Origin of the sequence: Pseudomonas putida W15Oct28, assembly GCF_000708715.2 — a bacterium.
Classification (GTDB): Bacteria; Pseudomonadota; Gammaproteobacteria; order Pseudomonadales; family Pseudomonadaceae; genus Aquipseudomonas; species Aquipseudomonas putida_R.
The window spans coordinates 1-23,694 of sequence record NZ_JENB01000022.1 but is presented as its reverse complement, the minus strand read 5'-3'; the positions used below and the strand labels follow the sequence as shown (position 1 = coordinate 23,694).

At 63.0% G+C, this 23,694-nt stretch carries 29 protein-coding genes; 12 read left to right on the top strand and 17 right to left on the bottom strand.

Annotation, left to right across the window (positions count from 1 at the left end; genetic code table 11):
- Positions 1 to 54 precede the first annotated feature (54 nt).
- Genes AK81_RS16750 through AK81_RS16740 form a run of 3 tightly spaced genes read right to left on the bottom strand, consistent with a single transcriptional unit; the run spans position 55 to position 1,133 of the window.
- Positions 55 to 675: an SOS response-associated peptidase gene (locus AK81_RS16750; protein WP_043200536.1), complete on the bottom strand. Its 621-nt coding sequence runs from the start codon at positions 673 to 675 to the stop codon at positions 55 to 57.
- A gap of 15 nt (positions 676 to 690) precedes the next feature.
- Positions 691 to 951: a DUF2007 domain-containing protein gene (locus tag AK81_RS16745; RefSeq protein ID WP_043200534.1), complete on the bottom strand. Its 261-nt coding sequence runs from the start codon at positions 949 to 951 to the stop codon at positions 691 to 693.
- Positions 951 to 1,133 carry a CPXCG motif-containing cysteine-rich protein gene (locus AK81_RS16740; protein ID WP_019472473.1) on the bottom strand — a complete coding sequence of 61 codons (183 nt, stop codon included), beginning with the start codon at positions 1,131 to 1,133 and terminating at the stop codon, positions 951 to 953. The genes AK81_RS16745 and AK81_RS16740 overlap by 1 nt, the downstream gene beginning before the upstream one ends.
- Positions 1,134 to 1,258: 125 nt before the next feature.
- Between AK81_RS16740 and AK81_RS16735 the strand changes: the two genes are divergently transcribed.
- A complete protein-coding gene (locus tag AK81_RS16735; protein WP_043200532.1) occupies positions 1,259 to 2,425 on the top strand; it encodes a 1-acyl-sn-glycerol-3-phosphate acyltransferase in 1,167 nt (388 codons plus the stop codon).
- Positions 2,426 to 2,542: 117 nt separating this feature from the next.
- Here AK81_RS16735 and AK81_RS16730 read toward each other — a convergent pair whose 3' ends face one another.
- Positions 2,543 to 2,803: a hypothetical protein gene (locus AK81_RS16730; protein WP_043200530.1), complete on the bottom strand. Its 261-nt coding sequence runs from the start codon at positions 2,801 to 2,803 to the stop codon at positions 2,543 to 2,545.
- 159 nt (positions 2,804 to 2,962) lie between these two features.
- Here AK81_RS16730 and AK81_RS16725 point away from each other — a divergent pair, with 159 nt between their 5' ends.
- Complete coding sequence (locus AK81_RS16725; protein WP_003247353.1) at positions 2,963 to 3,169, top strand: hypothetical protein; 207 nt, start codon at positions 2,963 to 2,965, stop codon at positions 3,167 to 3,169.
- A 169-nt stretch (positions 3,170 to 3,338) separates the two neighbouring features.
- On the opposite strand, the gene AK81_RS16720 is transcribed toward AK81_RS16725, so the two are convergent.
- Positions 3,339 to 3,923 (bottom strand): YajG family lipoprotein, encoded by a 585-nt coding sequence (locus AK81_RS16720; RefSeq protein ID WP_043200528.1) that lies wholly within the window; start codon positions 3,921 to 3,923, stop codon positions 3,339 to 3,341.
- A gap of 145 nt (positions 3,924 to 4,068) precedes the next feature.
- On the opposite strand from AK81_RS16720, the gene AK81_RS16715 reads away from it, so the two are divergent.
- Together AK81_RS16715 and mqo are read left to right on the top strand one after the other, a co-directional pair.
- A complete protein-coding gene (locus tag AK81_RS16715; protein WP_043200526.1) occupies positions 4,069 to 4,302 on the top strand; it encodes a hypothetical protein in 234 nt (77 codons plus the stop codon).
- A 601-nt stretch (positions 4,303 to 4,903) separates the two neighbouring features.
- Positions 4,904 to 6,412, top strand: a complete 1,509-nt coding sequence (gene mqo / locus AK81_RS16710; protein WP_043200524.1) for a malate dehydrogenase (quinone) — start codon at positions 4,904 to 4,906, stop codon at positions 6,410 to 6,412.
- Between the two features lie 177 nt (positions 6,413 to 6,589).
- Here the strand turns inward: mqo and AK81_RS16705 are convergent, their stop codons facing one another.
- From AK81_RS16705 to AK81_RS16690, 4 genes are all read right to left on the bottom strand, one after another.
- Positions 6,590 to 6,880 carry a PA4642 family protein gene (locus AK81_RS16705; protein ID WP_043200522.1) on the bottom strand — a complete coding sequence of 97 codons (291 nt, stop codon included), beginning with the start codon at positions 6,878 to 6,880 and terminating at the stop codon, positions 6,590 to 6,592.
- 68 nt (positions 6,881 to 6,948) lie between these two features.
- Positions 6,949 to 7,419 (bottom strand): hypothetical protein, encoded by a 471-nt coding sequence (locus AK81_RS16700; RefSeq protein ID WP_043200520.1) that lies wholly within the window; start codon positions 7,417 to 7,419, stop codon positions 6,949 to 6,951.
- Between the two features lie 60 nt (positions 7,420 to 7,479).
- Entirely contained in the window at positions 7,480 to 7,953 is a 474-nt protein-coding gene (locus AK81_RS16695; RefSeq protein ID WP_043200518.1) for a WbuC family cupin fold metalloprotein, read from the bottom strand.
- A 2-nt stretch (positions 7,954 to 7,955) separates the two neighbouring features.
- On the bottom strand, positions 7,956 to 8,513 hold the full coding sequence (locus AK81_RS16690) for a hypoxanthine-guanine phosphoribosyltransferase (RefSeq protein WP_043200516.1): 558 nt from the start codon (positions 8,511 to 8,513) through the stop codon (positions 7,956 to 7,958).
- Between the two features lie 160 nt (positions 8,514 to 8,673).
- On the opposite strand from AK81_RS16690, the gene upp reads away from it, so the two are divergent.
- Complete coding sequence (gene upp, locus AK81_RS16685) at positions 8,674 to 9,312, top strand: uracil phosphoribosyltransferase (RefSeq protein ID WP_043200515.1); 639 nt, start codon at positions 8,674 to 8,676, stop codon at positions 9,310 to 9,312.
- A 2-nt stretch (positions 9,313 to 9,314) separates the two neighbouring features.
- Complete coding sequence (locus tag AK81_RS16680) at positions 9,315 to 10,589, top strand: uracil-xanthine permease family protein (RefSeq protein WP_043200513.1); 1,275 nt, start codon at positions 9,315 to 9,317, stop codon at positions 10,587 to 10,589.
- A 116-nt stretch (positions 10,590 to 10,705) separates the two neighbouring features.
- Here the strand turns inward: AK81_RS16680 and hemH are convergent, their stop codons facing one another.
- Positions 10,706 to 11,719 carry a ferrochelatase gene (hemH, locus tag AK81_RS16675; RefSeq protein WP_043200512.1) on the bottom strand — a complete coding sequence of 338 codons (1,014 nt, stop codon included), beginning with the start codon at positions 11,717 to 11,719 and terminating at the stop codon, positions 10,706 to 10,708.
- 13 nt (positions 11,720 to 11,732) lie between these two features.
- On the bottom strand, positions 11,733 to 12,638 hold the full coding sequence (locus tag AK81_RS16670; protein WP_043200510.1) for a TIGR01777 family oxidoreductase: 906 nt from the start codon (positions 12,636 to 12,638) through the stop codon (positions 11,733 to 11,735).
- 187 nt (positions 12,639 to 12,825) lie between these two features.
- On the opposite strand from AK81_RS16670, the gene AK81_RS16665 reads away from it, so the two are divergent.
- From AK81_RS16665 to AK81_RS16645, 5 genes are all read left to right on the top strand, one after another.
- Positions 12,826 to 13,812 carry an NAD(P)/FAD-dependent oxidoreductase gene (locus AK81_RS16665; RefSeq protein ID WP_043200509.1) on the top strand — a complete coding sequence of 329 codons (987 nt, stop codon included), beginning with the start codon at positions 12,826 to 12,828 and terminating at the stop codon, positions 13,810 to 13,812.
- A gap of 100 nt (positions 13,813 to 13,912) precedes the next feature.
- On the top strand, positions 13,913 to 14,881 hold the full coding sequence (locus AK81_RS16660) for a YbgA family protein (RefSeq protein ID WP_043200507.1): 969 nt from the start codon (positions 13,913 to 13,915) through the stop codon (positions 14,879 to 14,881).
- Positions 14,871 to 15,770 (top strand): MerR family transcriptional regulator, encoded by a 900-nt coding sequence (locus AK81_RS16655; RefSeq protein WP_043200506.1) that lies wholly within the window; start codon positions 14,871 to 14,873, stop codon positions 15,768 to 15,770. Before AK81_RS16660 ends, AK81_RS16655 begins: the two co-directional genes overlap by 11 nt.
- Positions 15,761 to 17,188, top strand: coding sequence for a deoxyribodipyrimidine photo-lyase (gene phrB, locus AK81_RS16650; protein WP_043200505.1), 1,428 nt, complete (start codon positions 15,761 to 15,763; stop codon positions 17,186 to 17,188). Before AK81_RS16655 ends, phrB begins: the two co-directional genes overlap by 10 nt.
- An 11-nt stretch (positions 17,189 to 17,199) precedes the next feature.
- Entirely contained in the window at positions 17,200 to 17,898 is a 699-nt protein-coding gene (locus AK81_RS16645; protein ID WP_043200504.1) for an SDR family oxidoreductase, read from the top strand.
- Between the two features lie 131 nt (positions 17,899 to 18,029).
- Here the strand turns inward: AK81_RS16645 and AK81_RS16640 are convergent, their stop codons facing one another.
- From AK81_RS16640 to hemA, 6 genes are all read right to left on the bottom strand, one after another.
- Positions 18,030 to 18,548 carry an acyloxyacyl hydrolase gene (locus AK81_RS16640; RefSeq protein ID WP_043200503.1) on the bottom strand — a complete coding sequence of 173 codons (519 nt, stop codon included), beginning with the start codon at positions 18,546 to 18,548 and terminating at the stop codon, positions 18,030 to 18,032.
- Positions 18,549 to 18,654: 106 nt separating this feature from the next.
- Positions 18,655 to 19,452, bottom strand: coding sequence for a glutamate racemase (murI, locus tag AK81_RS16635; protein ID WP_043200501.1), 798 nt, complete (start codon positions 19,450 to 19,452; stop codon positions 18,655 to 18,657).
- On the bottom strand, positions 19,445 to 20,200 hold the full coding sequence (locus tag AK81_RS16630; RefSeq protein ID WP_043200500.1) for a molybdopterin-synthase adenylyltransferase MoeB: 756 nt from the start codon (positions 20,198 to 20,200) through the stop codon (positions 19,445 to 19,447). Before AK81_RS16630 ends, murI begins: the two co-directional genes overlap by 8 nt.
- Positions 20,194 to 21,024, bottom strand: a complete 831-nt coding sequence (gene prmC / locus AK81_RS16625; RefSeq protein WP_043200499.1) for a peptide chain release factor N(5)-glutamine methyltransferase — start codon at positions 21,022 to 21,024, stop codon at positions 20,194 to 20,196. The genes AK81_RS16630 and prmC overlap by 7 nt, the downstream gene beginning before the upstream one ends.
- Complete coding sequence (gene prfA, locus AK81_RS16620; protein WP_016501505.1) at positions 21,024 to 22,106, bottom strand: peptide chain release factor 1; 1,083 nt, start codon at positions 22,104 to 22,106, stop codon at positions 21,024 to 21,026. The genes prmC and prfA overlap by 1 nt, the downstream gene beginning before the upstream one ends.
- The gene (gene hemA / locus AK81_RS16615; protein WP_043200498.1) at positions 22,103 to 23,380 is read right to left on the bottom strand and encodes a glutamyl-tRNA reductase; all 1,278 of its coding nucleotides are present in this window, start codon (positions 23,378 to 23,380) and stop codon (positions 22,103 to 22,105) included. Before hemA ends, prfA begins: the two co-directional genes overlap by 4 nt.
- A 104-nt stretch (positions 23,381 to 23,484) precedes the next feature.
- On the opposite strand from hemA, the gene AK81_RS30305 reads away from it, so the two are divergent.
- Positions 23,485 to 23,694, top strand: a 210-nt coding sequence (locus tag AK81_RS30305; RefSeq protein WP_043200497.1) for a hypothetical protein, incomplete at its 3' end; no start/stop codon positions are given.

Here is a 23,694-nt window from a genome sequence, read left to right as displayed (position 1 = left end):
CGAACAACCTGTGGGAGCGGGCGTGCCCGCGAAGAGGCCGGTACAGGCAACACTTCAAGCCGGGGTCAGGCACTCCGGCGCATCCAGCTTCGGGTCATTGACGAAATTGGCCAAGGCACGCTCTCGTAGCGTTGCCGGCGGGCTGGCCAGCAACTCGTGCAAGCGGGTAACCGGCGTATCCGGGTCAAGCCACGCCGCCTGCCCGGCCTCGTCCAGTATCAGCGGCCGACGCTGGTTCATGGCGGCCTGGGTCACCACCGCACAGCTCAGCCACACCTGGTCCTGCACCGGGTAGGCCTCCCACACTGCTGCAAAATACAGCGACGAGCCCTCCCCCGGGGTCAACCAGTACGGGCGTTTACGCACGTTGCCACGCCACTCGTAAAAGCCGTTGGCCGGCATCAGGCAACGACGCTGGCGAAATGCATCGCGAAACATTGGCTGCTCGACCAGGGTTTCGGCGCGGGCATGCGCGGGGGTGCGGGACAGGTCTGTGAGCCAGGCCGGGGTAAGCCCCCAGCGCGCCTTGGCCAGTTGCTGCTGGCCATCGAGCTGGCGCTGGATCAACACCGAAGCCCCGGGCGAAATGTTCCATTGGGCCGGCTGGCCTTCGGGGAAGCCAGGCAGGCTGGCAAGCGCCTGGGGCCAGCGAAACAGGGCATAACGTCCACACATGGGCGAATTCAGAACCTAGCAGATCAAGGTACCGGGGAAGCTCTCCGGTTCGTCGCCAACCAGTGGCTGGGCATCATTGTACGCATCGATCAGCTGCCGTGCGTACTCGGCCTGCTCATCCGCCACCGCAAGCCCGAGCAGGCCTTGCATGGGCAGTTCGCCCACACCCCCCATCAAGTCACGTCCCACCAGCTGCACGCTGATGCCTTCACTGGCCAGCATACCGACCAGCATTTCGGCTTCGAGCAGGTTTTCAGGTTCGTAGATACGCCGCATCAGTCATTCTCACCGAAGACGTCCAGCATCCACTCCTCGCCATGAACCTGCAGCACGAAGCGGATAGGCTTGCAGCACACTTGGCAGTCCTCGATGTACTCCTGATCGCCACCGGACAGGTCCACTGTGGTTTCGACTTCCTCGCCACAATAAGGGCAATCGTAGTTCGCAGTTTCCAGCATCGCGGCCTCCGGGGTGACTTATGCGTATAATTGCCGGTCTGTTTACAGGGCCTGTGTGTGTCCGAGCCGTTTTTCGGAGCCCGCCCCTACCTTATTACCCTAGCCGTTTCCAACAAGAGAGCATGATGGGCGAATTCGATGCCATCCGACCGTACGACGACGCTGAGGTACCTGCCGTTCTGGCACGCCTGCTCAGCGACCCGGCATTCCTCGATATCCTCACCCACTTCCGCTTCCCGCGTGCGGCCGGGGCCCTCGGCTGGTTGCTCAAGCCGCTGATTGCCCGCTGCCTGCGCAAGGAATTCGCCGGCGTCACCTGCGTTTCGACCCTGCAGGACAAAGTCGAGTACTACGTCGACCAGACCATCGACCGCGCCACCGACGGCGTTACCTATTCGGGCGTGGAACAGCTCAAGGCCGGCACCGCCTACCTGTTCCTGGCCAACCACCGTGACATCGTCATGGACCCGGCCTTCGTCAACTATGCGGTGTACCACGCAGGCTTGCCCACCCCGCGCATTGCCATTGGTGACAACCTGCTGCAAAAGCCCTTTGTCAGCGACATGATGCGCCTGAACAAAAGCTTCATCGTGCACCGTTCGATCAGCGGGCGCCGCGAGAAGCTGGCGGCCTATCAGCTGCTCTCGGCCTACATCAGCCACTCGATCCGCAACGACGCCACGTCGATCTGGATCGCCCAGGCCGAAGGCCGAGCCAAGGACGGTGACGACCGCACCGATTCGGCGATCCTCAAGATGTTCCACATGAGCCGCAAGGACGAGCCGTTCGGTGCGGTGATCCAGAGCCTGAACCTGACGCCGGTGTCGATCAGCTACGAATACGACCCGTGCGACCAGGCCAAGGCCCGCGAGCTGTACATCCGCGCCACCACCGGTACCTACAAGAAGGCGCCCGGCGAAGATGACAACAGCATCGCCAAGGGCATTACCGGCTACAAGGGCCGGGTGCACATCACGTTCACCCCGCCGGTGACCGCGTACCACGAGGACACCAAGCAACTGGCGGCGGAAATCGACCGGCAGATCCTTGGCAGCTACCGCCTGTTCCCGGTGCATTACCTGGCGTATGCGATGTGGGACAGCAAGGATGAGGCGCTGCAGGTGCCGAGTGCCGAAAAGGTGTTCCCGGCGGACGAGCTGGCCAAGGCCAGGGAAGAATGGCAGCGCCGCCTGGATGCGTGCCCTGAAGAGCAGCGGCCTTACCTGGTGTTGCAGTATGCGACGCCGGTGCGTAACCAGTACCAGGTCAGGCAGCAGGCACCCGTAGCCTGAAAGATTGCCGGGGCTGCTTTGCAGCCCATCGCGACACAAGGCCGCTCCTACAGGGGAACGCGATCTCTTGTGGGAGCGGCCTTGTGTCGCGATGGGCCGCAAAGCGGCCCCAATTTCTCAGATCCAGGTACTGAACCAGGACAGCAGCAGCGCCATCGCCAGGCAAGCGAACCCGAGGATGTAGAAGTACTTGGGCACCCGCAGGTCGAACGCGTCCACCACCCCCTCATCCACCGCCATGTATTCGCGGGTCTCGGCCTGGCGCCGCCGCGCGCTGTGCAGCAGCAACCCGCCCGGGCAGGTCAGCAGCAGCGCCAGCAGGTTGATCAACTTGGTGGGGTGGGCGGCCAGGAACCCCCAGAGCACTTGCAAGGACATCACGCAACCTCGGTGTGAGCAGCGGCAAAGGCCCGCATTCTACCCAAGTCGCTGTTCGGCGCCCGGCATGGGCGACAAAGTGTCATTAAATTTCATCTGTCATTCGCTCGTCATCTGAACAGGCCACCCTGTCGGCCTCTCATGACCCGGAGCTTGTTCATGCTGCACGCCGAAAACCAGGACCGCCTCTACCTCGTTGCCCAGAGCGATGAACAACAGGCGCTGATCGATGGTTTTGCCATCAATGTGCAGGACCGCCAGTGGCTGGTCTACTGTGCGCTGGGTGGGCATGTGCATGAAGATTTGCCGGAGGTGGATGCCGGGACGGGCTTCAGCTTGCTGGATTTCCACATAGAAGCCGCTTGAGCCTGTGCCGGCCCTTTCGCGGGTGAACCCGCTCCCACAGGGACCGCACCAAACTCAAGGTCTGCGCCGCACCTGTGGGAGCGGCTTTCGCCGCGAAGAGGCCCGCACAGACAACAAAAAACCCGCTGCCTGGCACTCAGGCAGCGGGTTTTCGTTTAAAGCATGAAGCTTACTGGCCCAGCACCTGCCCGATGGTCGCGTCCTTGAACAGGCGGGTCAGCGCATCGCTCAGCACATCGCCCACCAGTTGGGTGTTGGTGTCCTGGTTCGGCGCCATGCCGAAACGCTGGTCCAGCGAAGCGCCGTAACGGCCGCTGTAGCTGCGGCCGCCATTGCGCACGTCAGCACGGAAGGTGGCACCGATGGTGGCCTCGGTCACGTACAGGTTGTCTTTGGGCGACTGATACTTCAACTCGGCCAAGGTCACGGTCAGCTGTGGTGCATTAGCGGCGTTCGGCGTCGGGGTGAAGCCGAGCAGGCGCACGGCAGCTTCGGCCTGGGCCTGCAGCTTTGGCACCACATCGTTACCGCTGACGCTGATGGTGCTGGTCTCGGGGTACATGCCACCACGGGTGCCCAGGGATTGCGAGGCCCGGCCGTCAACCACCCGGACCACCACCGGCTGGCCGTGGCCTACCGGGGCAAGCTGGGCCTTGAGCGTGGGTTGCGGGTTGAGTTGTTGCGGGCTGTGGGCACAACCGACCAGGCTGAGGCTGGCCACGGCAATCAAACCGAACAACAGACGTTGCAACATGCGCGTTTCTCCAGAAAATGCGGCAAAGGCCCACAGTATACCTAGCCAGGCACAGACCAGTCATCGGCCCGCACCGCTTGTCACAATCGTTTCATGGCCACGCCCTTATCCTTGCGCCAAGCCCTCACGCAAAGGACTCGCCGCCATGGCCTCGCTCTGGACTCTGCTCTTCCAACGCCCGCGCCACAACACCTACGCCCGCCTCGATGGCCAAGGCAAATGCCTGGCTTTCAAGCAATGCCGCCAGGTGCCAAGCGGCAGCGGCTGGGTCCAGGTCGGTGAAATCCGGCTGGCCTGGCTGGGCCGCGAGCTGCCCGCCGACGCCCGGGTTTGCGCCCGCGCAAGCCGCCGCTGGCACCAGCGCATCCTCGCGGCCTGACAAACGCTGCAATAAAAACCACGAATGGCGACATTTCTGCCCGCGACATCGCTATAATCTCCCCCCGATTATAAGGACGTCTCCTGATCGGGCCCCGCACTCGCCGATTGACCCCGGCAACTTCACCCGCTTCGCCCACAGAGAGCCTTCCACTCAGGTCTTGCATCGGCTGTCGTGCCTGCTTTTCCGGCCCTTCACACTGCATGAACCTGCGGGTTGCCATCGCGCAGTCCCCTTTTGAGGTTCACGTCTCCAAAAGAGCGTGAAAAAACGGTTTTCACAACTTCACAAGAGTGTGGCGAGCAAATGAACAGTCTGGCATGTGCAAAAGCGGCAGATGTGTCCCGAACAGCCCTGAACAGGCGGCAAATGCGCTCATCCCGTATGAGTGTCTGAACCGTTCCATAACGCACGCACGACACCTTGACCATAAGTCGAATTGCCGCACCCGTGGCAAACGGCGTTCAATAGCTGAACCCGAAGACTGATTGGCGGTGTCCGCGGAAGTTGCAAGAACTGCGAAAAGTCGGACATGGCGACCCTGGCTACCCCGGGTCCTATGCTGTCAATTAGGTAGCTGTAGATTGTGGAGACGCGTTAAATGGCGCAGAACGAATCGGTTGATGTAGTACTGGTAGGCGCGGGCATCATGAGTGCCACCCTGGCCGTACTGCTGAAGGAGCTTGACCCGACCCTGAAGCTTGAGGTCGTCGAGGCGATGGACTCCGGAGCCGCGGAAAGCTCCAACCCCTGGAACAACGCAGGCACCGGCCACGCTGGTCTGTGCGAGCTTAACTACACGCCCCAGGCCGCCGATGGCAGCATCGACATCAAGAAGGCCGTGCACATCAACGCCCAGTTCGAGGTGTCGCGCCAGTTCTGGGCCTACCTGAGCAAGAAGGGCAACTTCGGCGCGGCGCGTGCGTTCATCAACCCTGTCCCGCACCTGAGCTACGTCGAGGGTGACAAGGGTGTTTCCTTCCTCAAGAAGCGCTTCGAGCTGCTCAAGCAGCACCATGCCTTCGCTGATATGGAATACACCGAAGACAAGGCGGTGATGAACGAGTGGATGCCGCTGATGATGCCAGGCCGCCCGGCCGACCAGCAGATTGCAGCTACCCGTGTAGCCAAAGGCACCGACGTCAACTTCGGCGCCCTGACCAACAAGCTGCTCAAGCTGCTGGGCGACTCGCCGGACGCGCAGGTGAAGTACAGCAAGAAGGTTGTCGGCCTGCGCCGTAACGGCAGCGGCTGGACCGTCAGCATCAAGGACGTCAACAGCGGCGGCAGCCGCGAAGTCGACGCTCGCTTTGTCTTCCTCGGCGCCGGCGGCGCGGCCCTGCCGCTGCTGCAAGTGTCCGGCATCCCGGAAAGCAAAGGCTTCGGCGGCTTCCCGGTCAGCGGCCAGTGGCTGCGTTGCGACAACCCGGAAATCGTCAAGCAGCACCAGGCCAAGGTCTACAGCCAGGCCGCCGTGGGTGCCCCGCCGATGTCGGTACCGCACCTGGATACCCGCGTGGTGGACGGCAAGACTTCGCTGCTGTTCGGCCCGTACGCCGGCTTCACCACCAAGTTCCTCAAGCACGGTTCGCTGATGGACCTGCCGCTGTCGGTGCGCATGGGCAACATCGGCCCGATGCTGGCCGTGGCCCGTGACAACATGGACCTGACCAAGTACCTGGTCAGCGAAGTGATGCAGTCGATGGAGCAGCGCCTTGAAGCCCTGCGTCGTTTCTATCCGCAGGCCAAGGCCGAAGACTGGCGCCTGGAAGTGGCTGGTCAGCGTGTGCAGATCATCAAGAAAGACCCGAAAAAAGGCGGCGTACTGCAGTTTGGTACCGAACTGGTCTCGGCCCAGGACGGCAGCCTGGCCGCACTGCTTGGCGCTTCGCCAGGCGCTTCGGTGACCGTGTCGATCATGCTGGAACTGATCGAACGCTGCTTCCCCGAGCAGGCCAAAGGTGCCTGGGCTGCCAAGCTCAAGGAAATCTTCCCGGCGCGCGAGAAGACCCTGGCGACCGATGCCGCCCTGTACCAGAAGATCAGTGCCGACAACGACGTGGCGCTGGACCTGGCGGAAAGCAGCCCGGCGGCCAAGCACTACGCCTGAACTGCCCGGTAACGAAAAAACGCCCCTCGGGGCGTTTTTTTGTGCCTGGATCTCTATCAGCCTGTGCCGGCCTCTTCGCGGGCTTGCCCGCTCCCACAGCTTCGGCGCTGCCCGCAGGCTCTGCACTATCCCTGTGGGAGCGGGCGAGCCCGCGAAAGGGCCGGGACAGGTTTAAGATCAGCCGCGGGCCTTGTCGATGATCTCGATGTACTCAGGTGCATTGCGCTGGTCGGCAATTTGCTCGACGAAGGTCTTGCCGTGCTCGTCCTTGCCATCAAGGTCCAGGCCAGCCTCGACGAAGAAGCCGACAAAGCGCTCGAAATCGTCGACGCGCAGCCCACGGTAGGCCTTGACCAGCTTGTGCAGCGACGACGAGGTCACGCCATCGGCCGGTTCGAACTGAAGGTACGACTTGATGTAGTCGTCGCTGATTTCGTCGCCGATTACCTGTTTCTTGTCTTTACGCATTGCCGACTCCAACTGGACCATCACGGGATTTCGAAGGCCGGCAGTTTACCCCTCGCAGGCCGCGTGCCTCAACGCGTACGTACGGTACCGGTGTGCAGGTCGGCCCAGATGTGGCCGTTGCCATAGGTGAGAAACTGCACGTACAGGGTCTCGTTGCGCAGCAGGTCCATGATTACCCGGTAGTCACTGACCGGGTAATTCAGGCTCAAGGTGCGGCTTTTTTCGTCATACACAGGCTTCTTCAGGCTCTTGGCCGCTTCACCGTCGAACGTCAGCAATACCTGGGCGATGGTCGCGCCCTTGCTCAACGGCTTGCCCTTCAGGCGCACCTGCAACGACGAGGTGATCGGGATAGGCTGCTGGTCGGACTGGCGCTGGGCCCCCACCACCACCGAGTAGTCGGTCACTTGCAGCAGTTGCTGGCCGGTCGGCGCTTCCTGGCGCAGGGACAGGTCGTCAGGCGGCAGGAACTGGCTGTGCAGCGGTGCGGCGGCGAGTGGCAGGCTGACCGCCAACAGGAGGGGAAGAATCGCACGCATGTGAGGCTCCTTGAATGAAGGCGCACTCTAGCATGGTGTATCCAGGCTGTACCGACCCCGTCAGGCGAACTGGGCGAGCAACCAGGCCTGGTATTCGGCCACACCCGCCTCGCCCTCACGCGGCGCCCAGTGCGCATGTTCGCCCTCGCCCACCGGCCGGTATGGCCCGGCCTTGCATTCGAACAGGATGCTGTCCGGTTCCAGCACCACCAGCCCATGGTAGGTACCGGGTGCCAGGTCCACGCCCAGGCAGTCACCGCCTGCCTGCAGCACCCGCTTGTCGGTGACGGCGCCCTGCTCATCGAAGATCAGCAGGCCGAAACGCCCCTTCAGCACTATCAAGGTTTCAGCCTTGTCGGCGCTCAAATGGCGGTGCGGCGGAATGTAGGTACTCGGCTGCAGCCCGACCGCCATGCGGTGGCAGGGCTCTTCCATCTCATGGAAGGTATGGTGCTGCCGCCCACGCGGGTTGGCGGCAGCCTTTTCGGCCAGCCCGGCGAACAGCGATTGGTCGATGAACGCAGGCTGGCGCATGGTCACAGCCCCTTGACGGCGAAAATGCCGTTGGCATTGCGCCAGTAGCCTTTGTAGTCCATGCCGTAACCGAAGATGTAGCGGTCGATACACGGCAGGCCCACGTAGTTGGCCTTGAGGTCCGGGCTGGCCTTGCGGTCGTGGTCCTTGTCGATCAGGACCGCGGTGTGCACCGAGCGCGCGCCGGCATGCTTGCAGAACTCGATGATGGCGCTGAGGGTGTGGCCTTCGTCGAGGATGTCGTCAACGATCAGCACGTCACGGTCGATGAACGACACTTCCGGCTTGGCCTTCCAGAACAGTTCGCCGCCGCTGGTCTGGTTACGGTAGCGGGTGGCGTGCAGGTAAGAGGCTTCCAGCGGGAACTGCAGGTGAGTCAGCAGTTTGCCCGAGAAGATCAGGCCACCGTTCATCACGCAGAACACCACCGGGTTCTTGTCGTGCAGGTCCTTGCAGATCTGCTCGCCGACGTTGGCGATGGCCGCTTCGACTTCGGCTTCGGTGTACAGGCAGTCAGCTTCACGCATGACTTGACGGATGTGCTCGAGATCGGCGGACATGGCGCTCTCCGGGGGTGCATTTTGGAAAAGCGGGCAAAGGTACGCATCCGCTCGTCCCAGATCAAGCATTTATGGACTAACGTCCAAAATGACCAGACGACAGCACAGGTTGAATAGATTAATCTAGCGCGGTTTTTTTGCCCGCCTTTCGGAGCCCCCTATGCCCACTCGTGAGATCCGCCACCCGCTGATCCGCCACAAGCTCGGCCTCATGCGCCGTGCTGACATCAGCACCAAGAATTTTCGCGAACTCGCCCAGGAAGTCGGCGCGCTACTGACCTACGAAGCCACCCAGGACCTGCCACTCGAAACCTACGAGATCGATGGCTGGTGTGGCAAGGTGCAAGTTGAAAAAATTGCCGGCAAGAAGATTACCGTAGTGCCCATCCTGCGCGCCGGCATCGGCATGCTCGACGGCGTGCTCAGCCTGATCCCGGGCGCCAAGGTCAGTGCCGTGGGCGTTGCCCGCAACGAGGAAACCCTCGAAGCCCACACCTACCTGGAAAAGCTCGCGCCGGACATCAACCAGCGCCTGGCCCTGATCATCGACCCGATGCTGGCCACCGGCGCCTCGATGGTCGCGACCATCGACCTGCTGAAAAAGGCCGGCTGCAAGGAAATCCGCGCGATGGTACTGGTCGCAGCACCCGAAGGTATCGAGGCGGTGGAAAAAGCCCACCCGGACGTGAAGATCTACACAGCTTCCATCGACCAGCGCCTGAACGAACACGGCTACATCGTGCCGGGCCTGGGCGATGCCGGTGACAAGATCTTCGGCACCAAGCAAAAGGACGCCTGACCATGCAGGACGGCTTCAACGACCCGCTCTGGCGCCAGGTCGTTTCGGGCGCGCAGATGCTCTTCGTGGCATTCGGCGCGTTGGTGCTGATGCCACTGATCACCGGCCTCGACCCGAACGTCGCGCTGTTCACCGCCGGCATCGGCACCCTGCTGTTCCAGTTGGTCACCGGCCGCCAGGTCCCTGTGTTCCTGGCCTCCAGCTTTGCCTTCATCACCCCGATCATCCTCGCCAAGGGCCAGTTCGGCCTGGCAGAGACCATGGGCGGCGTGATGGCTGCTGGTTTCGTGTACACCTTCATGGGCCTGATGGTAAAAATCAAAGGCACCGGCTTCATCGACCGCATGCTGCCACCCGTGGTGATCGGCCCGGTGATCATCTCCATCGGCCTGGCCATGGCACCGATTGCCGCCAACATGGCGATGGGCAAGGGTGGGGACGGCGTTGCGTTGATGCCGTACAAGACCGCCATGCTGATCTCCATGCCAGCCCTGTTGACCACCTTGATCGTCGCCGTGTTCGGCAAGGGCATTTTCCGCCTGGTACCGATCATCTCCGGCGTGCTGGTGGGCTTTGCCCTGGCCTTTGCTTTTGGCGTGGTCGACACGGCCAAGATCGCCGCCGCACCGTGGCTGGAAATCCCTAATTTCACTGCACCAGCATTCAACTGGCAGGCCATCCTGTTCATCGTCCCGGTTGCCCTGGCGCCGGCGATCGAGCACATCGGCGGGGTGATTGCGGTCGGTAGCGTGACCGGCCGTGACTACCTGAAAAAGCCTGGCCTGCACCGCACCTTGCTGGGTGACGGCCTGGCTACCACTGCCGCGGGCCTGTTTGGTGGCCCGCCCAACACCACCTACGCCGAAGTGACTGGCGCGGTGATGCTGACCAAGAACTACAACCCGAAGATCATGACCTGGGCGGCGGTCTTCGCCATCACCCTGGCGTTCATCGGCAAGTTCGGCGCGCTGCTGCAAAGCATCCCGGTACCCGTGATGGGCGGCATTCTGTGCCTGCTGTTCGGCTCGATCGCGGCGGTGGGCATGAACACCATGATCCGCCACAAGATCGACCTGGCCGAAGCGCGCAACCTGGTGATCGTGTCGGTAACGTTGGTGTTTGGTATCGGCGGCGTGCTGATCGGCAGCGGTGACGGCCCGGATGACTGGGGCCTGAAGGGCATCGCCCTGTGCGCCATCGTGGCAATTGCCCTGAACCTGATCCTGCCGGGCAATGATGGCTGGAAGCATAAGCCAAAGGATGATCTGCTGCCTTGAGATCCTGGGGCTGCTTCGCAGCCCATCACGACACAAGGCCGCTCCTACAAGTAGATCGCGGTCCCCTGTAGGAGCGGCCTTGCGTCGCGATTGGGCCGCAAAGCGGCCCCAGCTATTCAGGCCCTTTCGCACATCCCGGCCAGCACCCTCACCCACTCCGGGTGATCATTCAGGCACGGCACAAGCACCAGCTCCCGCCCGCCGGCCTCGACAAACTGTTCGCTGCCACGCATGCCGATCTCTTCCAGCGTCTCGATGCAATCGGCCACAAACGCCGGGCACATCACCAGCAGCTTTTTCACGCCTGCCTTGCCCAGCTCGTCCAACCGCGCCTCGGTATAGGGCTCGATCCACTTGGCCCGCCCCAACCGCGACTGGAACGACACCGACCACTTGCCGTCCGGTATGCCCATTTTCTGCGCAAAGGCCCTGGCCGTGGCCAGGCACTGCCCGCGATAGCACACCGCGCGCATCTCGGCGCTGGCGTCCTTGCAGCAGTCAGCGGCCTGGAAGTCGTGCTTGCCGGTCGGGTCCAGCTTTTTCAGGTGCCGTTCCGGCAGACCATGGAAGCTCAGCAGCAGGTGATCGTAATCCTGCTCCAGGTACGGCCGGGCGCTGGCAACCAGCGCCTCGATGTAGTCAGGGTGCTCGTAGAACGGCTGCAACACGCGCATCTGCAACGGCAACTGGCGCTCGCTGATTGTCTGTTTTGCCAGCTCGATCACAGTGGTCACCGTGCTGTCGGCGAACTGTGGATAAAGCGGCGCCAAGGTCACCTTGCGTACACCCTGGGCCGCCAGGCGTTCCAGCACTTCAGGCAAGGCTGGCTGGCCATAGCGCATGGCAATCTCCACCGGGCCATGGGGCCAGTGCTCGACCATTGCTGCCTGTAGACGGCGGGTCAGCACCACCAGCGGCGAGCCCTCCTCCCACCAGATCGAACCATAGGCATGCGCCGACTGCTCCGGGCGCTTGACCAGGATCAGCGACACCAGCAAGCGCCGCACCGGCCAGGGCAGGTCGATCACGTACGGGTCCATGAGGAACTGGTTGAGGTAGCGGCGCACATCGGCCACCGAGGTGGAGGCCGGGGAACCCAGGTTGACCAGCAGCAGGGCGTGATCGGTCATGCAGCGTCCTATGTCAGAGGCGGCTGGACAGGTTGTCCAGGGCCGATTGCAGATCGTTGAAGCGGAAGGTGAAGCCAGCCGCCAGCAAGCGTACCGGGCGCGCCCGCTGGCCGCCCAGCAGCAAGGTCGACATCTCGCCAAGGCCAGCCTTGAGCAGCAATGCCGGCACCGGCAGCAGCGCCGGCCGATGCAGGGCCCGGCCCAGGCGCCTGGCGAACTCGCGGTTACGCACCGGCTCCGGGGCGCAGGCATTATAAGGACCGCTGGCATCCTTGTGCTGCAAGAGAAAATCAATCAGGGCGACCTGGTCGTCTATATGGACCCACGGCATCCACTGCCGCCCATCGCCCAACGGCCCGCCCAGCCCCAGCTTGAAGGGCACGCGCAGGCGTGACAAAAAGCCGCCATCGCTGGCCAGCACCAGCCCGGTGCGCACCAGCACCACGCGGATACCCTGTGCCTGGGAGCGCTGGGCCGTCTCTTCCCAGGCAATGCACAACTGGCTGGCAAAGTCTTCGCGCACCGGTGGCGAAGCCTCGGTCAATTCGCGTTCGCCACCGTCACCGTACCAGCCCACCGCGGAGCCGGAGATCAGCACCTGCGGGCGCTGCTCACGGGTGCCCAACCAGGTCAGCAATTGCTCGGTCAGGGTGACCCGGCTGGCCCACAGCAGGTTGCGCCGGGCGGCCGTCCAGGGCCGATCGGCAATCGGCGCACCGGCCAGGTTGACCACCGCATCAAGGTGATCGTCCGCCTCCAGTTGCTCCAGGCGGGCGATGCCACGTACGCCACTGCCACATATTTTCGCCACCTGTTCAGGTCGCCGGCTCCATACCGTGAGCCGATGCCCCTGGCCAAGCCAGTACTGGCAAAGATGCTTGCCAATCAACCCGGTGCCACCTGTCAGCAATATATGCATGGCTGTGTCCTCGCAGAGTGCGGCGGTGGTCTATTTTTAACATCAAGGCACTTTTTTGACCCGACGCTCTCGGATAAACATAGGCCAACCTGCCCGCCAAAGCGGAATAACCTTATACAGGATTTCTGCATTGTACAGGTTTGCCTGACAGCGTAGTCTGCTCATAGCAAGGTTTGAAGAGGCCATCATGACAGTACCTATTGCCATCATCGGGGCCGGTATCGCCGGCTTGTCAGCCGCCCAGGCCTTGCAAAAGGCCGGGCAATCCGTGCATCTGTTCGACAAAGGCCACGGCAGTGGCGGGCGCATGGCCAGCAAACGCAGCGAGGCCGGCGCGCTGGACCTCGGTGCCCAGTACTTCACTGCACGTGACCGGCGCTTCGTCGAGCAGGTGCAACAGTGGGTTGCCGCCGGCTGGGCCGAGCAGTGGAAGCCACAGCTGTACAACTACCGTGATGGCGAGCTCACTCCCTCCCCTGACGAACAGACGCGCTGGGTGGGCGTGCCGCGCATGAGCGCCATCACCCGTGGCCTGCTCAAGGATGTGACGGTGAACTTCGGCTGCCGCATCGCCGAGGTGTTCCGCGGCAAGCAGTACTGGCACCTGCAAGACACCGAAGGCTGCAGCCATGGCCCCTACAGCCGCGTGGTGATCGCCGTGCCGGCACCGCAGGCCACGCCACTGCTGGCCTCCACCCCGAAACTGGCCGCTGTGGCTGCGGGTGTGCAAATGGAACCTGTCTGGGCGGTCGCCCTGGCCTTCCAGGCACCTCTGGACACCCCGATGCAAGGCTGCTTCGTGCAGGACAACCCGCTTGACTGGCTGGCCCGCAACCGCAGCAAGCCCGGCCGCGACGAGCAACTCGATACCTGGGTGCTGCACGCCACCTCTGACTGGAGCCGGCAGCACATCGACCTGCCCAAGGAAGGAGTGATCGAACAGCTGTGGGGCGAATTCGCCGAGCTGGTCGGCTGCGTGGTTCCAGCGCCCACCTTCGCCCTGGCCCACCGCTGGCTCTATGCGCGCCCCAGCAGCAATCATGAGTGGGGCGCACTGGCCGATGCCGACCAAGGCTTGTACGCCTGCGGGGACTGGTGCCTGTCCGGGCGGGTCGAAGGCGCTTGGCTCAGCGGCCAGGAAGCGGCGCGGCGACTGCTCGAACACTTGGAGTGATGTAGCGCCATACACAAATTCTAGTTTGCATAACGTCCGGGCTGTGCTGGAATAAACTTGTACAATATTTTTGCTTCGTACAGGTTTACCGGAGGCAGCCATGCACGACCCCTCAGCCCACAGCAAGCCGCGTATTGCCATCAGCGCCTGCCTGACCGGGCACAGCGTGCGTTACAACGGCGGCCACAAGGCCTCAGACCTGTGCCGTACGCAACTGGATGCTCACTTCGATTGGCTGCCGGTGTGCCCGGAAGTCGCCATCGGCCTGGGCGTACCGCGTGACCCGATCCGCCTGGTGGGCAATCCCGAACGACCGGAAGTGGTCGGTACCCGCAACCCTGACATGGACCTGACCGGCCCGCTACGCAGCTATGGCGAGCAAATGGCCGCCGAGCTCGACGATATCTGCGGCTATATCTTCATGCAGAAATCGCCCTCCTGTGGCCTGGAGCGGGTCAAGGTGTATCAGGACAACGGCCACCCGGCCTTCCAGGGAGGGCGCGGCGTGTACGCCCAGGCCTTCTGCGCGCAACGCCAGGACCTGCCAGTGGAGGAAGAAGGCCGCCTGCATGACCCCGTACTGCGCGAGAACTTCATCAGCCGCGTGTATGCCTACGCCGACTGGCAGCGCCTGCTCGCCGAGGGCCTTAGCCGTGGCAGCCTGGTGCGCTTTCATTCGCGTTACAAATACCTGGTGATGGCCAACAACCCGCAGGCCTACCGCACCTTGGGCCGCCTGCTCGGCAGCATGAGCAAGGATGACGACCCACACAGCATTGGCCCACGCTACTTCAGCCAGCTGATGCAGGCCCTGAGCCGCTGTGCCAGCCGCGGCACCCACTGCAATGTGCTGCAGCACCTCTGCGGCTATTTCAAGGACAGCCTGACGCAACAGGACAAAGCCGAGTTGCAGACAATCATCAGCCAGTACCAGCAAGGCGAGGTGCCGCTGGTGGTGCCGCTGACCCTGCTCAAGCACCATTTGCGCAAGCACCCCGACCCCTACCTGCAGCAGCAAGCCTACCTGCAGCCGCACCCCGAGAGCCTGGGCTTGCGCAATGCGGTCTGAGGATTTGCTGCCCATCGGCGAACTGGCCCGCCGCACCGGCGTCAACCCGGTCACCCTGCGCGCCTGGGAGCGCCGGTATGGCCTGCTCAAGCCTCAGCGCACCGCCAAGGGGCATCGCCTTTACCCGCTGGATCAGGTCGACCGGGTCGAGGCTATTCTTGGCTGGTTGCAACGTGGGGCATCGGTTGGCCAAGTACGCGAGCTGCTCGACAAACCCTCCAGCACGCCGCCCAAAGGTGACTGGCAGGCCCGGCAGTTCCAGCTGATCGAGGCCATCGCCAACCTCTCACAGCGCGCCCTTGACCAGCAGCTCAACCAGGCCATGGCCTTATACCCGGCCGTTACCCTGTGCGAACAACTGCTGCTGCCGCTGCTCGACCTCCTCGACCTGCGCTGGCGCAATTACTTCAATGCGCAGCTGGAGCAGGCGTTTTTCCACAGTTGGCTACGCAGCAAGCTAGGGGCCCGCGTCTACCATGACAACCAGTTGCTGCAGGGCTCTGCGGTGTTGCTGGTGGAAGACAGTGAACGCGCCTTCAGCCCCGGTTTATGGCTATGTGCATGGCTGTTCACCAGCAACGGGTTCCCGGTCGAGGTGCTGGAACACGCCGTTGCCGGCCCTCACCTGCAACGCGCCGTGACCACGCTCAACCCTCGCGCCGTGCTCCTGCACCTGGGGCCGCGCATCGATGGCAAGGCACTGCAACGCACCCTGCACAACCTGCCCATGCCAATCCTGGCCGGCGGCCCGACGCTGTTGCTGCATGAAGCGCAGCTGCGTGCCCTCGAGCTACCCAACCTCGCCCTGTTCGACACCCCACAGGTGGCACTGCGCTTGCTTCAAGCCCATGACCGCCAGCTTGTAGAGATGAATGCCCCATGCACCTGACCTGGCTGCGCAGCGACCTGCGCATCGATGACAACACCGCACTCAGCGCCGCCACCGAGCGCGGCCCGACCATCGCCCTGTGGCTGGTAAGCCCCGGGCAATGGCAGGCCCATGATGACGCCGCCTGCAAAGTCGATTTCTGGCTGCGTAACCTGCGCGATCTGCGCCAGTCGCTGGAAAAGCTGAATATCCCCCTGCTGATCCGCAAGATCGACACCTGGGACCAAGCCCCCCAGGCAGTGCTCGACGTCTGCCGCCAACATCAGGTGGCAAGCGTTCACTGGAACGAAGAGTACGGCATCAACGAGCAGCGCCGCGACGATGCCACCCGTGCCCTGCTGGAAAAGTCTGGCATTCAGGCACACAGCCACCTCGACCAGCTGTTCTTCCGCCCGGGCACCATCCTGACCCGCAGTGGCGACTACTTTCAGGTCTTCAGCCAGTTCAAGAAAACCTGCCTGGAGCACCTGCACCGCAGCCTGCCTGCCCTGGCCCACCGGGTTAAGCCTCAGGCACCGCTGCAGATCCAGAGCGACCCGATTCCGGAACACGTGGACGGTTTTGAAACACCCGCGCGCGCCTTGCGTGAACATTGGCCAGCGGGTGAAGCCGAGGCGCAGGGGCGGCTGTCCCGCTTCCTGGATGAAGCCATCGACGACTACCACCTACAGCGTGACCTGCCTGCCAAGCCCGGCACCAGCCAGCTTTCGACTTACCTCGCCGCTGGCGTGATCTCGCCGCGCCAGTGCCTGCACGGTGCACTGGCCAGCAACCGGGGGGAGTTCGACAGTGGCAGTACGGGCGTGCAGACCTGGATCAACGAGCTGCTCTGGCGCGAATTCTACAAGCACATCCTGAACGGTTATCCACAGGTCTCGCGACACCGCGCCTTCCGCGCGCAGACCGAGGCCCTGCCCTGGCGAGATGCACCGGCCGACCTCGAAGCCTGGGAGCAGGGCCGCACGGGTTTCCCGATTATCGACGCCGCCATGCGCCAGCTGCTGCACACCGGGTGGATGCATAACCGGCTGCGCATGGTCGTGGCCATGTTCCTGACCAAGAACCTGCTGATCGACTGGCGCAAGGGCGAGCGGCACTTCATGCGCCATCTGATAGACGGTGATCTGGCTGCCAACAATGGCGGCTGGCAGTGGAGCGCATCCACCGGCACCGACGCAGTGCCCTATTTCCGTATCTTCAACCCGATTTCGCAGTCCCAGCGTTTCGACCCACATGGGCGTTTCATTCGGCACTGGCTGCCGGAATTACGTGAATTAGATGAGAGAACTATCCATGAACCGATGAAATCCAGCGATCTTTTTGCTAATAATTTGTATCAAAATCCCATGGTCGATCTCAGCAGCAGTCGCCTGCGTGCACTGGAAGCCTTCAAGGGCCTACCACGCAGGCAGGATTAGAGGAAAACGTCTTGTCTAACTCACGTAGTTTTTGGGTTACGGGCGCCAGCAACGGACTAGGTCTGGCTTTGGTGGAACGCTTGCTCGAACAGGGCCATCGCGTTGCCGCCAGTGCAAAGGAAAGCGATGAACTGAACAAGTTGGCAGCACAACATGGTCGGCGTTTTTTGCGCCTGCCATGGCAGCTGCATGCCGAGCCAGATGCAGCGGATGCCTGCCAGCAGATATGCCATGCCTGGTGCTCGCTCGATGGCCTGATCATCAATGCCGGTACCAGCGATTACCTGCCGGAGGATGTAGCCGATAGCGAGCTGTTCGAGGCGATAGGCAGTTCCAACCAGCTGGCAGGTGAGCTTTGCCTGACCAAAGCGCTGCCTTTGCTGGCGAAGGGGAATTCGCCGCAGGTGATGGCGCTGTTCAACCGTTATTCGGCGTTGCAGCTGTATGCACCGACACAGGTCGTGGCGGGCTGGAACAACCTGCCGCAATGGATGCGTGAGCAACGCAAGGCTTTGAAGGCGCTGGGCATAGAGCTGACCGTAGTGGCGCCACAGTCGCTGAAGGTACCGGTGACGTCCGCGCAGGCGATACCGGAGGAATGGACGCCGCAGGGGGTCGCTGAAGCGTTGTTGCGTCGGTGGCCGCAGGGCGAACCGGAACTGGTCCTGGAGACCCTGGACGTCAGTAGCCTGTGGCCGTTGACGCGCTAATACCTGAAAAACAGCCTTCGCGGGCGCGCCCGCTCCCACAGGAATACCCAGGCCTTGAATGCTGCGGTACCTCTGTAGGAGCGGGTTTATCGAAGCGTCGACCCGCCGCGAAGACGCTGGCGCAAGTGAACTCAGAGCGCCATGCGGTAATGCAGGCTGTAGCTCTCCACCCCATCGTTGGGCTGCTTGATACCCGCGTTGGAGTAATGTATCGCCCGCACCCCGAGCTCATGCCCGCCGGCAAAGCGCAAACCAAAGCCGATACGGTCCTCGAACTGGAATGCCGAGCCTAGCTCGTTGCTTTCCAGCTCAGTGCTGGAAAACGCCGCCACACCGATCCCCGCTTCGATGTAGGGCTTCACCGACTCCCCGGCAAATTCGTAGACGAACACTGGCGCAAACGACAGGCTGTGGTTGCTCGCCGTCTTGTCACCGTCCCAAAAGGTGTAGGCCCCATCCCAGTAGCCGGTCAGCCGACCTACGCTGGTCTGCCACCAACTCGCGTCCCAGTTCGATTGCAGCCCTAGCCGATAGACCATGGTCGAGTCACCGGTCTGTCCCACCGAAAACGAAACGTCGGCAGCCTGTGCCGACATCGCTTGCCCCAAGGTAAAGGCAGCAGCCGCCGCCAAGCCAAGCAGTTTCCCCATAAGAAACATCCTTCTTCCTGATGCTGTTGTTAGTGTCCGCCTCATCTCAGGCAAAGCGGTAGAAAGCATAAGTGGAACGATAGTTCAGCTGTTTTTCACGTTTTTTTCACAACGCAAATCTTTGCACATCGTCGGACTTATGCCACAGCACAGGTAGGATTGTTCTGAGGGTTTCTGGGTCAGCGCTGGTCCAGAAGCGGGCATCGCCGGCCGGGCCTTCGGCCAACAGGTCATTAGCCCCCAGCAGCCGCTGCAGTTGACGCGCCACCGCGGCGCCGGTGTCGATGATGGCCACGTCCGCTGGCACCAGGTCGGCCAGTAACGGGCGCAAGAAGGGGTAATGGGTGCAGCCGAGGATCAGCGTATCGCAGCCGGCGGCCAGCAACGGCTGCACATAGCCAAGCAGCATCTGGCGCAGCGCCAGGCTGGTCAGGTCGCCGGTTTCGATCAGCTCGACCAGCCCCGGGCAAGGCTGGGTGATGACCTGCACGTCGTTGGCAAAGCGGTCGAGCAAAGCGGCGAATTTGGCGCTCTGCAGGGTACCGGTAGTGGCCAGCACACCGACCACGCCCGAGCGGGTAGCCGCCGCCGCGGGCTTCACGGCGGGCTCCATGCCCACCAGCGGCCAGGTCGGGTACAACTCGCGCAAGTCAGCCACCGCCGCCACGGTGGCGGTGTTGCACGCCAACACCATGGCCTTGGCGCCTTCGGCATGGAAGAACCCGGCAATGTGCCGGCAGCGCTCGCGGATATAGTCCGGCGACTTCTCACCGTAAGGCACATGGCCGCAGTCAGCCACGTACAGCAGCGTCTCGTTGGGCAGCAGGCGCTGGATCTCGGCGAGCACCGACAAACCGCCGACCCCCGAGTCCATCACGCCGATCGGCGCCGAGCGCTCAGCCATCGCGTTTGCCGCAAACAGTACAGGCCGGGTCACGCTTGACCCGCAACTCGCGAATGCGTGTGCCGAGGGCATCGATCAACAGCAGGCGGCCAACCAGCGGCTCGCCGAACCCGGCCAGCAGCTTCATCGCCTCCAGCGCCTGCAGGCTGCCCACCAGGCCCACCAGCGGCCCGATAACACCCGCTTCGCTGCAGGTCAGTTCATCTTCACTGCCATGCCCATACAAACAGTGGTAGCAAGGGCTGTAGTCGCGCCTAGGGTCGAACACCGACAGCTGCCCTTCCAGGCGGATCGCCGCGCCGCTCACCAGCGGTTTGCCAGCAGCCACACAGGCAGCGTTGACCGCTTCACGGGTAGCAAAATTGTCGGAGCAATCCAGCACCAGGTCGACCGCCGCCACAGCAGCGGCCAGCGAGTCTTCATCCAGGGCCTGGCGATGGGCAACCAGGCCGATCTCCGGGTTGATCGCCTGCAAGCGCTGCAAGGCCGAATCGACCTTGCTCATGCCGACGCTGGCACTGTCGTGAAGCACCTGGCGTTGCAGGTTGGTCAGGTCGACGGTGTCGAAGTCGGCCAAGTGCAACTCGCCCACCCCAGCAGCAGCCAGGTACAGTGCAACCGGAGAGCCCAAGCCGCCGAGGCCGACGATCAGTGCCTTGCTCTGCTTGAGCCGCAGCTGGCCGTCGATGTCGATCTGGGCCAGCAATACCTGCCGGCTGTAACGCAGCAGTTCCTCATCACTCAGCATGGCAGGCGCCCCAGGGTAATGCGTTCATGGCCACCCAGGTCCGTGCGGCTGGCGACCTCGATAAAGCCTTGCTCAGCCAGCAAGGCGCGTACCGCCGCTGCCTGGTCGTAACCATGCTCCAGCAGCAACCAGCCACCCGGCAACAGGTGCGCGGGGGCCTGGGCCGCGATCACGCGCAGGTCGTCCAGGCCATCGGCGCCGGCCACCAGCGCACTGCTGGGCTCGAAGCGCACATCACCGGCCACCAGGTGCGGGTCGGCGGCGGCGATATAGGGCGGGTTGCTGACAATCAGGTCGAAACGCTCACCGGCCAGGCTGTCGAACCAATGGCTTACCCGCACCTGGGCATTGGCAAGGCCCAGGCGCAGGCGGTTGCGCTCGGCCAAGGCAGCGGCTTCTTCCACACGGTCAACCGCAGTCACCTGCCAGGCCGGGCGATCGCTGGCCAGGGCCAGGGCAATCGCACCGGTACCGGTGCCCAGGTCGAGGACCTTGGCTGGCGAGGCGGGTTGCAGCTCCAGGGCAGTCTCGACCAGCAGTTCGGTATCCGGCCGCGGGATCAGGGTATGCGGCGCCACTTCCAGGTCGATCTTCCAGAAGCCCTGCTGCCCGAGGATGTAGGCGACCGGCTCACCGCCACGACGGCGCTGCAGGTAACCGGCGTAGGTCTCGGCATCTTCGCTGCTGACGATACGCTCGGGCCAGGTGTGCAGGTAGCTGCGCGACTTGCCGATGGCAGCAGCCAGCAGCAGTTCGGCATCCAGCCGCTCGGTGGGCGATTCGGGCAGCTGCGCGTTGCGCAGCAAGCTGGCGATGATGGTCATCAGTCCCCCAGGGCAGCCAGTTGGTCGGCCTGGTATTCGGCCAGTAGCGGTTCGATCACTGCGTCCACGCCACCGCTGAGGATGTCGTCCAGCGAGTACAGGGTCAGGTTGATACGGTGATCGGTCACCCGGCCCTGTGGATAATTGTACGTGCGGATGCGCTCGGAACGGTCACCGGAGCCCACCAGCAGTTTGCGCTCGCTGGCGATGGCGTTCTGTGCTGCGCTGGTCTGCATGTCGTTGAGCTTGGCCGACAGCCAGGACATGGCACGGGCGCGGTTCTTGTGCTGCGAACGCTCTTCCTGGCATTCGACCACGATACCGGTGGGCAAGTGGGTGATCCGGATCGCCGAGTCGGTCTTGTTCACGTGCTGGCCACCGGCGCCAGATGCGCGGTAGGTGTCCACGCGCAGGTCGGCCGGGTTGATTTCGATGGCCGCTTGTTCGTCAGGCTCGGGCAGCACCGCCACCGTGCACGCAGAGGTGTGCACGCGGCCTTGGGATTCGGTTTCGGGCACGCGCTGGACGCGGTGTGCGCCAGACTCGAACTTGAGCTTGCCGTAGACGTTCTCACCCTCGACACGGGCGATGATTTCCTTGTAGCCGCCGTGCTCGCCCTCGTTCTCGGACAGGATCTCCAGGCGCCAGCCGCGTTTTTCGGCGTAACGCGAATACATGCGGAACAGGTCGCCGGAGAAGATCGCCGCCTCGTCGCCACCGGTGCCGGCGCGGATTTCGAGGAATACGTTGCGGCCGTCGTTGGGGTCTTTGGGCAGCAGCATGCGTTGCAGCTTCGCCTCCAGCGTCAGCAGCTGTTCCTTGGCTTCACGCACTTCTTCCACGGCCATTTCGCGCAGGTCCGGGTCGCTGTCCTTGAGCAGCGCCTGGGCGCCTTCAAGGTCGCCCTGGACTTTGCACCACTCTTTATAAGCAGCGTAGACCGGCTCGACCTCGGCGTATTCACGGGAATACGCGCGAAAGCGCGTCTGATCGGAAATGACCTCGGCATCACCGAGCAGTGCGGTGAGCTCTTCGAAGCGGTCCTGGAGGATATCCAGTTTGTTCAGCAGCGACGCTTTCATTGCGGGGATTTGTCCGTGGAGCCCTCGTTGAGGGCAAAGAGTTCCTGGGCCATGGCCAGCGCATCAAGGCGGCCCTCGGCCGAGAGCTTTTTCAACTGCACGCTGGGCGCATGCAGGAGTTTATTGGTCAGTCCCCGGGCCAGTTGGGCCAGTACGTCCTCGGGGTTGCCACCGTTGGCCAGCAGACGCTGGGCCTTTTGCAGTTCTTCGTCGCGCAGGCGCTCGCTTTGCTGGCGGTAGGCCTTGAGCACATCCACCGCAGCCAGTTCGCGCAAGCGCACCATGAAATCTTCGGCGCCCACCGATACCAGCTCTTCGGCAGCCTGGGCGGCGCCCTGGCGGCTCTTGAGGTTTTCCGCCACCACGTCGTGGAGGTCATCGACAGTGTACAGGTAGACGTCTTCCAGCTCGCCGACTTCAGGTTCGATATCGCGTGGCACGGCAATGTCGACCATGAAGATGGGCTTGTGCCGGCGCTGTTTCAGCGCACTCTCCACCGCGCCCTTGCCCAGGATTGGCAGCTGGCTGGCGGTGGAACTGATGACGATGTCACTGTTGGCCAGTTCCTGGGGGATGTCGGCCAGCAATACGGCATGCGCGCCGAACTGCTCGGCCAGGGTACTGGCCCGCTCCAGGGTGCGGTTGGCCACGACAATACGGCGCACGCCTTGCTCATGCAGGTGGCGGGCGACCAGGGTGATGGTTTCGCCGGCACCGATCAACAGGGCCTGGCTTCGGCCCAGGTCGCTGAAGATCTGTTTGGCCAGGCTGACCGCGGCGAACGCCACCGATACCGGGTTTTCACCGATGGCGGTGTCGGTACGCACCTGCTTGGCAGCGCTGAAGGTGGCCTGGAACAGGCGCCCGAGCAACGGGCCGACGGTGCCGGCCTCTCGCGCCACGGCGTAGGCGGACTTCATCTGGCCGAGGATCTGCGGCTCGCCGAGCACCAGCGAGTCCAGGCCCGAAGCCACGCGCATCATGTGCTTCACGGCATCGTGCTCTTCATGCACGTAGGCACTGGCGCGCAGTTCGTCCAGGCTGAGGCGGTGATAGTCGGCCAGCCATTGCAGCACGGCGTCGGCGGACAGGTGGTCCTGCTCTATATAGAGCTCGCTGCGGTTGCAGGTCGACAGGATCGCCGCTTCGCGGCTGGAAGTCAGTCGGCAGAGCTGCTGCAGGGCGTCTACCAGCTGCTCTGGGGTAAACGCCACGCGCTCGCGTACGTCTACCGAGGCAGTCTTATGGTTGATACCAAGTGCAAGAAAGGCCATGCAAGGTCGCTGGTTGTGACGGGAAGCCGATAATTGTCCTCTTTCGCAGGTTTTAGAACAACCACCGTTCGCTATTGCGCTGATAGCGCTGCGGCTATCGCCGCGTGCAGGCCACCACCGGCAAGGATTTCAGGTTCCCCCCTGCTTTAACCCTGGCTTTTGATCTGGCTTTTGATTTGCTCTTGATCTGGCTTTTGATCTTGATCTTGATCTTCGCGACTTCAGGAGGCCGAACGCAGGCCTTGCGAAGGGAGGTGACGGGCATGGATGCCCGTCAAGCGCTGGGCCCCAGGATGGGGCCTGCAGCGCGGTCC